The organism is Salipaludibacillus sp. CF4.18, assembly GCF_051262595.1.
Classification (GTDB): Bacteria; Bacillota; Bacilli; order Bacillales; family Salisediminibacteriaceae; genus Salipaludibacillus; species Salipaludibacillus neizhouensis.
In genome coordinates this window covers 95,678-108,525 of the sequence record NZ_JBIMEV010000011.1, presented here as the reverse complement: position 1 = coordinate 108,525, position 12,848 = coordinate 95,678, and the positions used below count along the sequence as shown (strand labels likewise).

Below are 12,848 nucleotides of genomic sequence, written 5' to 3'. Positions count from 1 at the left end.
TTTCATTTCAGTACTTCTTAATACACCGTTTGTTTTAGTATGGATCTGCGTCATGCCCTTCTCTTTTAGCAGTGTCCACGGCCTGATCAGCATTGGTAGACCCAGTATGGTGACTACCTGCAGCTTTCATTACCTCTGCCAATCTCTCCGAAACCCGTTTCCCGTAATCCGCATCTGCTTCCGTAAAATATTCGATCATCTTTTTTTGAATGTGCTCTTCACATACCATTAAAGCACCGGCAAGATTGATGATTAACTCGTCTTTTTCCCAATCTTCAAAATTACGGTATGTTTCTCCAGCTTGTTGGAAGTCATTCGGTCTGTCTATCTTCTGTCGGACTAACTTATCTTCATAGAACGGCTCATGTATTTCCCCTTCTTGTTTTGCTTCTGTTAATCCACCTAGGCTCGAAGGTTCATAGTTAATATGAGGGTTTAGATCTGGATCTTTATCCACTCGATATTGCATTTGCCCGCCCTCTTGATTGGTAGCCACCCGTTTTTTTGGCGAATTGATAGGAAGCTGTAAGTAATTCGATCCCACACGGTATCTTTGCGTATCAGAATATGAGAAAGTTCGGCCTTGCAAAAGCTTATCATCGGAAAAATCAAGCCCGTCCACTAAAACCCCAGTACCGAAAGCGACTTGCTCAACCTCAGCATAAAAGTTTTCCGGATTTTTATTTAGGACCATCTTGCCAACAGGAAGAAAAGGGAACTGATCAGTCGGCCACAGTTTCGTAGGATCCAATGGGTCAAAGTCTAGTTCAGGATGTTTTTCATCACTCATTATTTGTACACTAAACTCCCACTCAGGATAATCTTTCTTTTCAATCGCTTCATATAAATCCTGTGTAGCATGGTTTGTTGACTGTGATTGAATGTCATCTGCTTCTTTTTGAGTCAAGTTTTTAATTCCTTGATTTATCGGCTCCCAGTGATACTTAACAATCACGGATTCTCCATCCTTATTCACCCATTTATATGTGTTTACACCAGACCCTTGCATTTGTCTGTAATTAGCCGGAATACCCCAGGGTGAGAAAAGAAACGTGGCCATGTGCGTTGTTTCAGGCGACTGAGAAAAAAAGTCAAACATTCTTTCAGGATCTTGAACATTCGTGACAGGATCTGGTTTGAAGGCATGAACCATATCCGGAAATTTTAAAGGATCGCGGATAAAAAATATCTTTAGATTGTTCCCAACTAAATCCCAATTTCCGTCCTCTGTGTAAAATTTAACGGAAAAACCTCTTGGATCCCGGGCAACTTCCGATGACTCCTTGGCTCCGATTACTGTTGAAAAGCGAACAAAAACGGGTGTTTGTTTCCCAACACCCTCAAATACTTTTGCCCGAGTATACTTTGATACATCTTCATTCCCAGCTTTTCCATATGTTTCAAAGTAGCCATGAGCTCCCGCTCCTCTAGCATGAACGACCCGTTCAGGTATGCGCTCTCTATCAAAATGTGAAATCTTCTCAAGAAAATCATAGTTCTCCAGAGTAGTTGGTCCTCGGTTACCAACAGTTCTTACATTTTGGTTATCTGTGACAGGATGCCCTTGTCGATTTGTTAGCGAGTCATCTGATTCTCCTGTCCCGGTTCGTCGATCTGCGGAGCTTCCCATTCCCTCCACAGAGGAATTACTGATTTCTTCTGAATTATTTTCCAATCGAGACCCTCCTCTAAAAATTTGTTCCATTTATTTATGCCCAATACGGAATGGAATAACCACCCTCAACAGGAATATATAGGGCATTTTTTAGAAAGGGTATAATACCATTGGCTGATCTCTTTTATTTCTAATTAATTGTAGAGAAATTAAACAAGGCCTTTACGAGTAAACTCTACGCAAAGGCCTTGTTTTAACGGGTGTTTTCTAAAACTTTATTGTTTTACTTCAAACAGAAACTTAGAATACTAACTTTTTAATACAGTTATTTAATTAGTCCATCCAACGCAAGTTCTTGAAATTACTCTCTCTCATATATTACGTACTCCGAATCATCTGCACTGAGCTGCCTCATTACATATGGGCTAAGCTTTACAGTGATGTCTTGTAAATTATCTTTATACATATCAAATATAATAAGCTCACGATTATAAAATAAGGTCCCAGGATCAACGACGATATTTTCATTTTCATCGGGTAACAGAATTATCTTATTTTCATACGTCCCTTCCCCTAATTCAAATTCAACCATCTCCGTCTGCTTTTCAAAAGGGAAATCAGTTTTATTTAGGTATGTAGTGTCCACTAAGAGTGCTACTTTGCCATCACTACTGCCAAATTCCTCGTTTTCAGATGTATCTACTTCCATCACCTCTACACGATTTACCCGAATCGCTATTCCATTGTCTTCATCAAATAAAAGAGGCTCTGCATGCTGAAAAATTGTTTCACCAAAGTTTAACTCATAGTCTTCTTCTAAAGATCCCAGCATATTGTGATACCCATCTTTAAATTTAGTTGCTAAGTTAGTTTCCATTACTTTATTGTAGTCAACTCTTTCTTGAGAATCTCCGTAGATTGTCACACGTGGCGTCTGACCTACAATGTTTTCCGCACTAAATTCATAACCAAGACCTACATCAATACTTTCAGAATTCTCTAACGGGTAAGCAACCATGATATGATTTCTAATCACTTTTGCCTGTTCTGGTCTGAGTTCGGTGTAAAGAATACTCGGACCAATAATTCCCTCATTCGTAAAAGTATGACCATTAATTTTCACATCTAAATGCGGCAAAAATACTCTTTCACGCTGTTCCTTTTGATTGTATGCAATCACATCATAGCTGATTAGAAAATTCCCAGCAGCGTTTGTAGAATATTCATTTCGCGCTTCCTCAGTAACTTCTATTTCATGTAAAGAGATATTTGCAATATTATAAACAATCCCATCAAAATCAAATGTGCCAAGCTTTTCTTCCTCCGATAAATTAACGTCACTTACGATGACATCCGGTTGGTCAAACTTTTCAGTATACTCTGAGTCATCCACTTCCAGTTCGGGATTCAAAGAGGTGACTACCAACCTTTTAATTTCTTCTACCGAAGCTATGTTTTCATTGTTTTCTGCTTCAGGTTCTTCCACATTTACATTTTTGTTTTCCATAGGAGTTTCTGCCTCATTATCTGTGCATGCAGAGGATATAATCATGACTATAAATAAAAATGATAAGAGCATTTGTTTAAACAATCCGTTCACCCCCACCTCTATAGTAAACAATTTTATTTGAAAAGCGCAAGCACCTTTAACACTGGTTATCACTCATGCTTAGTGTCTAGGTTATATAACTTAATATGCCCTGTGCTTTCTTACTTTTCAAGAAAATCGCATAGCGTAAAGGTAGCTGTCAAGTCAGCATATAAATAGGTCAAAGCTGGCAATCAGCTTTGACCTATTTATCCGTGGATGATTTATTTTTTGAGCTTCTCTTATTACGCTCCTCCTCTTCTTCCCGTTTAATTTCTTCTAATGGAAGTTCATCAACAGGCATGGTTGATTGATCACGTTTCTTTTGATCTTCTTTATCTTTTTTGAAGGTGTTTTCTTTATTATCAGATCTTTTAGTCATTAAAATCCCTCCTGAAAAGTTATTTTCCCTTTTAAAACAACTATTTAAACATTATCCGTTTAGTACTACAAAACCCCAGGACTTTTCATCCTAGGGCATATTATAAAAATTGATCTTATCATTGCATTTTAGAGTAGCGTTAACAAAAAGCTAATTACTACAATTGCTCCAATAACCATTAGAATCGTACGTAACATGTGTGTATCATCCTTTCACTTAATGTATTATTCTTTATCTTCCCGCTCTTTTAGATTTGTAAACCAAAGCCTATTGATCACTTTAAATTATTTATTAAGTGGGTACGAATAGTATTCAAAACCACCCTTATGTATCTTTTCCAAGACTTCGGACATCCTATTCATAAGAGATTCATAACAGAAAGGAACGATATAATTGGAAAACGAAATGTCCTATGGGAAAGATTATAAATATGTTCCCTCAACCTCCGTTGCAAGCGGTAATGGAATAGAATTATTACCAGACATATATACACACACTATTCAAATAGTGAATATTTGTTTGGTCGGGGATCCTAAAACGGAAGATTTCGTGCTCATTGATGCAGGTATGCCTCTTTCTGCTGATAAAATCATCTCTGTTGTAGAAAAGCGTTTTGGCCCTAATAGTCGGCCAAAAGCAATCATTTTAACACACGGACACTTTGATCACGTTGGTGCAATTATTGAATTAATTGAGCATTGGAAAATACCTGTTTACGCTCACGAATTAGAAATTCCTTATCTTACAGGTGAAATGAAATACCCAGAACCGGACCCCAGTGTAGAAGGAGGATTAATAGCAAAAATGTCTGCCCTTTTCCCAAATGAACCAATCAACTTAGGTGGTCAAGTAGAAAAACTACCGGAAAATGGTGAGGTTCCCTTTATGGCAGACTTTAAATGGCTGCACACTCCTGGACATACTCCTGGGCACGTCTCTTTATTCAGGGAATCTGATCGAAGCTTGATCGTTGGTGATGCCTTTGTCACAGTGAAACAAGAATCCCTTTACAGCGTCTTGACGCAAGAGCAGGAGATAAGTGGCCCACCGAGATACCTCACTCCTGACTGGGAAACCTCATGGGAATCGGTGAAACTTCTGGAAGAACTCCACCCTTCTATTGCGGTAACCGGCCACGGACTACCGATGAGTGGAGAAGAATTGTCAAATAATTTAAAAAATCTCGTTGCCAATTTTGATCAAATTGCCATTCCAGATCACGGTAAATATATATCAGAAAAACCAAAACATTAGATAAGAAAAACGCGTGGCGTAAAGATAGATTGACAACTTATACGCTTATCTTTTAGTAAAATGAAAAGGAACCCTTGAATGACTTTTCGAGAGTTCCTTTTTCAATAGTAGCGCAATTCTTCTATCAAGAGGCTCATAATTTCTTAATTCCACTATTCACGCGCATATCCGAACAAGGCTAGCTCATTCCCGCCGTTCGGCTGCACATAACAAAGCAAAAGTACTACCCTAGCCTCTAAACTTGTAAGAAGGGGCTCCTTTAACATCCAGTTTAATGCGGAATAAACCACCTGCATGAGGTTGCTCTTTCAATTCCTCAGAAGTTAAACCGTTTCTAGCTGTCGTTATATATAATTCATCCATGTTTTCTCCTCCAAATGCACAAGAGGTTACTTGACTAGCTGGCACAGGAATTTCAGCAAGCTGCACTCCTGTCTCTGGATTAAACCTTGCAACTCTCGAACCTCTGAAAAAAGCCACCCATAACATTCCTTCTTCATCAATAGTCATTCCATCAGGACTACCAACGTTTTTCGCAAAGGTGACGGCTGTTTGTTCATTTGTTAATTCTCCAGTTTCCGAATGGAAATCAAACGATTGGATTTTCTTAGTCGGTGTATCAATATAATACATTTTTCCTTTTTCTGTATCCCACGCCAGACCGTTAGAGATCGTTACCCCTGATATAATTTTTTCTACTGAAAAATCCGTATCCATTTTGAACAAATTTGCTTGTCCAGAATCCCCTTCTAAAACCATCGTTCCTGCCCAAAACCTTCCTTGCGGATCGCATTTCCCATCATTAAATCGATTACCTGTTTTATTAGGTTCAGGATCATGAACAGCAATTAACTTTTTGCTTTTAATATCATACGTATAAAAACCTTGTCTCATTGCCAGCAACAGGTCGCCACTTTCCCTTACCACCGCTGCTCCCACATGCTGACCAACATCATGACTAACATTCTCTCTCGTAAAAGGATCATAGAAGTTTACACTGTACCCATTAATATTGACCCAGATGAGTTGATTAGTGCGCTCATCCCAAAAAGGACCTTCTCCTAGTTCCGCCTTTGCATCGACTACCAATTCCAATGAATCCATCGTATCCCATCCTTCTCAAAAGTATCGTTAACACAGCTACACACTTTCTAATCGTTTCTACCCACTATCTTACACTGATTAATAAAAAAATGGAGCTTCCATTCATAATAATTTCAAATGCGGTCTTGAAAAACCAACGAATCTTTACATGTTTTAGCTTCGCAGTAACGGGAACGGATTATTATTACTTTGAAAGGGGCTTTACTATGTTATCCGGTATATTAATAGGAATAACAATTATATTTATGATTGTAAATTTATATTATTTTTTCAATAACAAATCCTTTAAAAATAGCTATTTCAGTTCAATTCTTTTCTATAAGCTATTCTTTGTACTTTTAGGATTCACAATAGGTTTTGCTTGTCTTTATTACTTACTGTCTTTAAATGGAGTTGTATTAAAAGTTAACGACCCTACCGGTGATGTTGCGGATGTCACATTTTTAGACTCCCTTTATTTTAGTGGGGTTACTATTTTATCTGTTGGTTACGGGGATTTAGTTCCTGTTGGAAGTGCCAGGTTCTTTTCATTAATTGAAGCAAGTATCGGGCTTCTGCTTCCGACCGCATATTTCATGAAAGCACTAACCAGCTCAGGAGAAAAAGACGAATAACCCTAATAAGAAAACGCGTAGCGTCTTTTATTAAATACAGCGTAAGCTTTCGTCTCCTTGATGCTTGTGGCGTAAAAATAGCTTTCATCTTTATTATAAAAAAAGTGTCTCAACAGGTCTTTTTGACCTATTGAGACACCTAATAATGCTTAGTTTTCCTCTACTGGGAACCAACCTGGACTATTCATAATAGCATTCCATAAATAATCAGGAACAACTAGCTCTTTTTGATCATTTTTCGTTAATGTTTGACGAATTGAAGCTTCCTTCTCTTCCTGAACTTTTTTCACCCAATTAGGTTCCATGATTAACTCACGACCTAGTGCAACAAAAGGGATTCCTGTGTCAAAAGCTTTCATCACTTCGTCTGGCGTATGAAGCGATCCCACTCCAATGACAGGAACTCGAGCACCTACTTTATTTTGAATTAGTACGATTCGTGACTCTTTATCTTCCTTATCTCTCATTGACCCACTCCAGAAATCTTGAACAGATATATGAAGATAGTCTAGATCTGCCTCTGCTAACTGATCCACGAATGCTAATGTATCTTCCATTTTAATTCCCGGGTTCTCCATTTCTTCGGGAGAAATTCGATAGCCGATAACAAATGGATTTTTGGCATGCTGATCAACTGCTTTTTTCACGCTATCAATCACAGCGAAAGGAAATCGCATACGTTTTTCTAATGAACCACCCCACTCATCCCCACGTCTGTTTGAATGAGGAGAGAAAAACTGTTGGATTAAGTACGTATTAGCTCCGTGTATTTCTACACCGTCAAAACCAGCCTCAATTGCACGTCTAGTGGCTTCGCCGAAATCGGAAATAATTCCTTCTATTTCAAGATGATCCAGTTCTCGAGGAGTAACGGCACCCTCTCTTAATGGAGCAACTGCACTTGCGCTAATCGGTTGTCCGTCTAATAACTCCTCTGGAGGACACATTCTTCCTCCGTGAAAAATTTGTAAAATTACTTTTGCTCCTTGATCTTTAATCGTTGACGCAAGCCGTGCCAACCCAGGAATTAGTTGATCGTTATCCGCACCTATTTCATGAGAGAAACCTTTTCCACCTCTAGTAACATAGGCAACTGCGGTAATCACCGTTCCGGGTCCATTGGAACGAACTCGGTAATACTCTAGTTCCTCTTCCGATACTTCCCCATTTTCCTTGGAAGCAAAGTTCGTCATTGGCGCCATCATAATACGGTTCGGCACCGTAACTCCTCGTTTGAATGTAAATGTATCAAACATTGGTTCATATTGTTTCTTCATCCTTAACTCCTCCTGCTGTCTTTATGCTTTAGTGTTACTTTTATACGGTTATCATTCATCTTCGACCGTAACAATAAACTATCTCATAGAGGATAACAAGTCCATTTATTTGCTTATAGCATATGTACAACGCTCAATAAAAAAACACATTTTAGATTTTCACTTTATTTGGTTTAAATTATAATTCCCTCATTATTAAATCATGGATATAAATAGCTTGGGCCCCTAATATTCTCATCAATCACAATATCTCTATAGTATTACGGACTCTGATTTAGCTTATTCTAAGCATACAAGAGGAGGTGTTTTTTGATGGCTGTAGATGTACTTTGCGAAGTAAGTAACTGTGTTCATTGGGCAAACGGAAATCATTGTGCTGCTGACAGAATATATGTAGTCAGCCACACCGGGAAAGAAGCAGAACATCAAGAAGAAACAGATTGTAAAACCTTTGAGAATCAACACTAATAAACAAAAATAACGGTTTTTTACAAAATTGGAGAGAATTCAAAATACTTTCTCTCCTTTTTATGTAAAGAAGAACTTAAAATGAGACCAGAAGCGGCATTATATACTTTCTTCAGTACTTACTCTTTTAATAATATAAGATACTGCATTTTCCACATCTTTCATACATTCAGTCATCCCTTGTTCAATATCTTGGATATGAAAAGCTTTTGTTTCTCTGTCTAAAAATACAGAAACAACTGGTTTCTTATCTTCGTCCTTAGCAAAAGTGTATGTCATTTTACATGAACTGTAAGGCTCAACCGTTAATTCTTTTAACATCTTTTTTAATTGATTTTGATTCATATTCCCTCCAGGTATTTTATATGTTTGTCACTAAAAAGGATCAGTTATAAAAACAATGATACTTTTATCAGACTCGAAATCCCAATGCACAAAAATATCCTGTACCGAAACCCCAAGTATTTTGTTAAACTCTCCTTCATTAAGTAACCTTTTTTCTAATCTTCTTTTCGCAATTTGCAGTGTTTCACCAGAACCTAAACTAATAAGCTCTTTTTCAATACGAATCAAAATTCCTTCTCTGCCTGAAATAATCGTTCTGGGATTTACTTGATAAGTAAACACATGCTCCGGTTGTTTTTCAGCAGTTTCACTTATTTTTCGAATCTCTTGATTCATTGCACCATAAAAGGATTTCTCAATCTCTTGCCTATCTATTTTATCCCAGTGAATTCCAATAATCATTCCTGACTTTTGATCGATATTCCAATCATAAAAGAATTCAAAATCCTTGATATCGAAAGAAGCTGATATTTTGGTTTTTATTTCAGGAAGAACACTTTTCATTAGAATCTCACGTAAAGATTCCACTCCTTTAAGACCCTCTTGTTTCATAAGAACACTTTCTATTGGGGATAAAAAATTTCTGATATGGATCACAACTACACAGGGTGTTAAACTTACAAAAACAGACTCAGGACCCCTTCCAAAATGATCACGTAATTCCTTACTTACAGAACTGGAAACTTCTTTTTGTTTGTTTTTAACCTCTAGTTCTTCATTTTTTTCAACCATTGGAAACCTCCAAAAGATATCATTTAATCCCACGTGCCTGACAATATCCTACAGTACTAAATAGTCTTCAAATTTGCAGCCCATCACTACTGCCTCCTAATAGAAAACTTTTTAAAAAGTAAGTTTTGAATAAAAGCTACTTCCCTCATTCTTCACGAGTTAGATAACAATTTATTCATACCCATTATTCAAGGGAATTTAATCCTACCCTTGTGGAAATAATTGGATTTTACTTCAGGAGAAATATTTCGTTAGCTATGTGAATTAAGAGTAAAAAAAGATTTTATATCCTAATGCTAATTAGGCATGCGCCTCCCTATTAAAGTTAAATAACGTAAAAAAGAGCTGGAAAGGGTAAGCACCCTTCCCAGCTCATCTGTTAGCTCTATTGTCTACATCATTACTGCTGGAACTTTTTATTCTTTTTTAATCATTACATTTGTTAACTTACTTTACGATATTCAACTTTTCTGAAAATATAAATCTCTCATCAAGGTCAGGCTTTAAATACTCGTCCTCATATAGGTGCTTCCCTATATCTATATATATTAAACATGAATTAAGGTTTTTCATAAAAATTTCACTAGCTTCCATTAAATAATCTTTTTCTTACTAAAAACCACACGTTATATCTTATTCTTTTTAATTTTGCATAAATCTCTTGCTTCACCAAATAATACAGAGGAACCTTTGTTACCATAGTATTTAGCAAGGAAAATAAATTCACAGAATACTCACAATAAACAGAAGGTTGTTCATTCTATTGTTTCTCCGTATTGGGTTGTGGTAGAGTAAATAAGCTTTAAATTACTTATAAGAAAAACGGCAGAGCCGTCTTTTATTAAATACAGCATCCGCTTCCGCCGCCCCGAGTAGGGTGGGTTTCCCTTGATACTTGCGGCGTGAAGGTAGCTGCTAATTTTATAAATTCTTATCTTGTTAAAAAACATACATACCTTTAGGAGGCTTTATATTGAAACAACGACAAATTGAATGGCCGGTTTTTCTTATCAGCGGGGGTTCACTCGTTTTATTTGTGATCGCTTCTTTTATTTCAGTCGAGTGGATAGCTAATTTCGTTGAGTCAACATTCGCCTGGTCCGCAACTTATTTTGGTGCTTTTTGGCAAGTATTTATGCTACTTAATTTAATCGTTGCTGCCGTTATGATGGTATCCAAATATGGAAATGTGCGCCTTGGAGAGCCTGGAAAACCTGAAACGAGTACATTTAAGTGGATAGCCATGATCATGACCACTCTTCTTGGAGGCGGTGGTGTCTTTTGGGCAGCAGCAGAACCGATGTACCACTTTCTAGAGACTCCGCCAATGTATGGGGATATTGCTCCAGGTCAAGAAGCTACTATTTCACCCGCCTTGGCACAATCCTTCTTAGATTGGGGATTCTCCGGTTGGGCAATATTAGGTACATTAGGTGTTGTCGTTTTGATGTATGGCTACTCAAAAGGGTTGCCAATGAAACCTCGTACGCTTCTTTATCCCCTTTTCGGTGACAGCATTATGAAAAAAAACAGCATTCTAGGTATAATAGTAGACGCTTTTTCTATCATAGCAGTTGCTGCAGGAACGATAGGACCTATTGGCTTTTTAGGACTTCAAGCAGCCTATGGCCTTGAGTCATTGTTTGGTATCCCAAATACATTCTTAACGCAAGTAGTGATTATATTTTCTCTTGTCACCATTGCCGCCATATCTGCACTAACCGGCATTCATAAAGGAATCGAATGGCTAAGTCGTTTTAATATCATATTAACAATAACTTTGATGATCCTTATTTTAATCATAGGGCCAGCAGGTTTTATCTTCGACTCTTTCATTGGTACTTTTGGACTCTATCTTGGAGATTATTTTGAACTAAGTTTATACAGAGGGGATCGAGATTGGCTCGGCTACTGGACCATTTTCTTTTGGGCCTGGTTTATTGGTTTTGGTCCTGCCATGGCGCTTTTCATTAGCCGTATCTCTCACGGACGGACTGTTCGAGAGTTATTCCTTGCTGTCATTATTATTGCACCTCTCGTGACCAATTTTTGGTTTACCGTTGTTGGTGGATCAGGGATATTTTTCGAGCTTCAAAACCCTGGCTCTATCGGAGATGCACTCTATGAAGGCGGAATGCCGGCTACAATGATTGCGATCGCAACTCAACTACCATTCGGCACATGGGTAGCAAGTGCTTTCTTATTTGTTAGTATTGTATTTGTTGCTACGACAACTGATTCCATGGCGTACAGTATCTCTATGACAGTAACCGGAAATGATACTCCTGCTAGAAGTATTCGTGTGTTTTGGGCAATAACTATGGGAGCCGTAGCAGCAGTATTGCTATTCATAGGCGAAGGCAGTATTAATGCCCTACAGTCATTTATTGTTTTTACCGCTGTTCCTGTTTCGCTTATTCTCCTTCCTACGCTTTGGTTAGCACCTAAGGTAGTAAAAAAGATGGCTAAATCTCAAGGTATAATAAAATAGACAAAATCAAAGATTCTCAAAAGGGCATCATGGCCTTATGAGAATCTTTTTTTACGAAGTTTTCTCTTGTGAGACTTTAGTTTAGTACTTCAAGCCTAGGGTAAAATCCTTCTATTAATGGTGCTCTTCTTCAATTGCATAAGAATTACTAGTCCATACGAAATGTGTACAATGAAATAAAGTTTTGTCGAAATAGGTTGATATATGAGATAAATCATTGTAATATTATAAAAGACAGGTGATAAAGGTCCTACTAACATTATAATATTAGTATTGATATAGGCAAACTATTCGAAAGGGTAGGACGCAAAGCATAGGGTCTAAAGTATGGGAATTATTTCTTTTACCAGGATAGCCTAGCCGCCACGGTTTTCAGATGGCTGCCACAGTTATACTAGGTAGCTATTTTTCATTTTTTATAAACGAAATACTTAACTTTACATGCGTCATTATACTTAATTGTAAAAAGACCGTACAACCATAGCTTTAAAAGGGGAGCAGTGATTATATGACAAACTTAACAACGGAAAAAAATCAAAATATTACTAATTTATTGAATGGAACAGTTAATGCGATCAAGAGCGTAGTCCCGTTAAATTTGGAACTCCACAAGGCAAAGTTATCTGAACAAGTTCTAACTTTGAATTATGGTGTCTTCATAGGAATTACAGGTGACCTTAAAGGGAAAATGATATTAACAGGAGATCCTGAAGTCTTTGGTGGAATCGGGCAAACAATGTTCGGCATGCCTCTTGAGGGAGAAATGCTACTTTCTTTTAGCGGGGAGTTAGGAAATATGATAGCCGGGAGATTGTCTACTAATATCACCGAACAAGGAGTTAATACAGATATCACTTCACCAACTATATTTCAAGGGAATACTACACTTACAGGATACAAAAAAGCACTTCACGTACCTGTTTCCTTTGAAAGCGTTGGACCAATGAGTATTTACTTTTTACTAGATTAATCTATTGA

12 protein-coding genes and 1 riboswitch are annotated in these 12,848 nt (G+C 37.5%); of the genes, 5 read left to right on the top strand and 7 right to left on the bottom strand.

Features of this window, described 5'->3' with window-relative positions:
• Positions 1 to 34 precede the first annotated feature (34 nt).
• The 3 genes from ACHABW_RS09765 to ACHABW_RS09755 form a co-directional block, all read right to left on the bottom strand.
• Positions 35 to 1,675 (bottom strand): catalase, encoded by a 1,641-nt coding sequence (locus tag ACHABW_RS09765; protein WP_435755127.1) that lies wholly within the window; start codon positions 1,673 to 1,675, stop codon positions 35 to 37.
• A 301-nt stretch (positions 1,676 to 1,976) separates the two neighbouring features.
• Positions 1,977 to 3,206: a hypothetical protein gene (locus ACHABW_RS09760; RefSeq protein ID WP_435755126.1), complete on the bottom strand. Its 1,230-nt coding sequence runs from the start codon at positions 3,204 to 3,206 to the stop codon at positions 1,977 to 1,979.
• Positions 3,207 to 3,408: 202 nt separating this feature from the next.
• Positions 3,409 to 3,585 carry a hypothetical protein gene (locus ACHABW_RS09755; protein ID WP_435755125.1) on the bottom strand — a complete coding sequence of 59 codons (177 nt, stop codon included), beginning with the start codon at positions 3,583 to 3,585 and terminating at the stop codon, positions 3,409 to 3,411.
• Positions 3,586 to 3,978: 393 nt separating this feature from the next.
• Here ACHABW_RS09755 and ACHABW_RS09750 point away from each other — a divergent pair, with 393 nt between their 5' ends.
• The gene (locus ACHABW_RS09750) at positions 3,979 to 4,839 is read left to right on the top strand and encodes an MBL fold metallo-hydrolase (RefSeq protein WP_435755124.1); all 861 of its coding nucleotides are present in this window, start codon (positions 3,979 to 3,981) and stop codon (positions 4,837 to 4,839) included.
• 228 nt (positions 4,840 to 5,067) lie between these two features.
• Here the strand turns inward: ACHABW_RS09750 and ACHABW_RS09745 are convergent, their stop codons facing one another.
• Entirely contained in the window at positions 5,068 to 5,943 is an 876-nt protein-coding gene (locus tag ACHABW_RS09745; RefSeq protein WP_435755123.1) for an SMP-30/gluconolactonase/LRE family protein, read from the bottom strand.
• A 206-nt stretch (positions 5,944 to 6,149) separates the two neighbouring features.
• On the opposite strand from ACHABW_RS09745, the gene ACHABW_RS09740 reads away from it, so the two are divergent.
• Positions 6,150 to 6,557: an ion channel gene (locus ACHABW_RS09740; protein WP_435755122.1), complete on the top strand. Its 408-nt coding sequence runs from the start codon at positions 6,150 to 6,152 to the stop codon at positions 6,555 to 6,557.
• Positions 6,558 to 6,706: 149 nt separating this feature from the next.
• On the opposite strand, the gene ACHABW_RS09735 is transcribed toward ACHABW_RS09740, so the two are convergent.
• The gene (locus tag ACHABW_RS09735; RefSeq protein ID WP_435755121.1) at positions 6,707 to 7,834 is read right to left on the bottom strand and encodes an NADH-dependent flavin oxidoreductase; all 1,128 of its coding nucleotides are present in this window, start codon (positions 7,832 to 7,834) and stop codon (positions 6,707 to 6,709) included.
• Positions 7,835 to 8,146: 312 nt separating this feature from the next.
• Here ACHABW_RS09735 and ACHABW_RS09730 point away from each other — a divergent pair, with 312 nt between their 5' ends.
• The gene (locus ACHABW_RS09730; protein ID WP_435755120.1) at positions 8,147 to 8,302 is read left to right on the top strand and encodes a DUF1540 domain-containing protein; all 156 of its coding nucleotides are present in this window, start codon (positions 8,147 to 8,149) and stop codon (positions 8,300 to 8,302) included.
• A 99-nt stretch (positions 8,303 to 8,401) separates the two neighbouring features.
• Here the strand turns inward: ACHABW_RS09730 and ACHABW_RS09725 are convergent, their stop codons facing one another.
• Positions 8,402 to 8,647, bottom strand: coding sequence for a hypothetical protein (locus tag ACHABW_RS09725; protein ID WP_435755119.1), 246 nt, complete (start codon positions 8,645 to 8,647; stop codon positions 8,402 to 8,404).
• A 30-nt stretch (positions 8,648 to 8,677) separates the two neighbouring features.
• A complete protein-coding gene (locus ACHABW_RS09720; RefSeq protein ID WP_435755118.1) occupies positions 8,678 to 9,379 on the bottom strand; it encodes a Na-translocating system protein MpsC family protein in 702 nt (233 codons plus the stop codon).
• A gap of 973 nt (positions 9,380 to 10,352) precedes the next feature.
• On the opposite strand from ACHABW_RS09720, the gene ACHABW_RS09715 reads away from it, so the two are divergent.
• Positions 10,353 to 11,870, top strand: coding sequence for a BCCT family transporter (locus ACHABW_RS09715; protein WP_435755117.1), 1,518 nt, complete (start codon positions 10,353 to 10,355; stop codon positions 11,868 to 11,870).
• Between the two features lie 271 nt (positions 11,871 to 12,141).
• Positions 12,142 to 12,238: riboswitch (cyclic di-GMP riboswitch) on the top strand.
• 140 nt (positions 12,239 to 12,378) lie between these two features.
• On the top strand, positions 12,379 to 12,840 hold the full coding sequence (locus ACHABW_RS09710) for a chemotaxis protein CheX (protein WP_435755116.1): 462 nt from the start codon (positions 12,379 to 12,381) through the stop codon (positions 12,838 to 12,840).
• The last annotated feature ends 8 nt before the right edge of the window (positions 12,841 to 12,848 follow it).

Coding starts and splice junctions, on each gene's coding strand:
- ACHABW_RS09755 (WP_435755125.1), bottom strand. CDS start 3,585: ATGACTAAAAGATCTGATAATAAAGAAAACACCTTCAAAAAAGATAAA.
- ACHABW_RS09745 (WP_435755123.1), bottom strand. CDS start 5,943: ATGGATTCATTGGAATTGGTAGTCGATGCAAAGGCGGAACTAGGAGAA.
- ACHABW_RS09740 (WP_435755122.1), top strand. CDS start 6,150: ATGTTATCCGGTATATTAATAGGAATAACAATTATATTTATGATTGTA.
- ACHABW_RS09735 (WP_435755121.1), bottom strand. CDS start 7,834: ATGAAGAAACAATATGAACCAATGTTTGATACATTTACATTCAAACGA.
- ACHABW_RS09730 (WP_435755120.1), top strand. CDS start 8,147: ATGGCTGTAGATGTACTTTGCGAAGTAAGTAACTGTGTTCATTGGGCA.
- ACHABW_RS09725 (WP_435755119.1), bottom strand. CDS start 8,647: ATGAATCAAAATCAATTAAAAAAGATGTTAAAAGAATTAACGGTTGAG.
- ACHABW_RS09720 (WP_435755118.1), bottom strand. CDS start 9,379: ATGGTTGAAAAAAATGAAGAACTAGAGGTTAAAAACAAACAAAAAGAA.
- ACHABW_RS09710 (WP_435755116.1), top strand. CDS start 12,379: ATGACAAACTTAACAACGGAAAAAAATCAAAATATTACTAATTTATTG.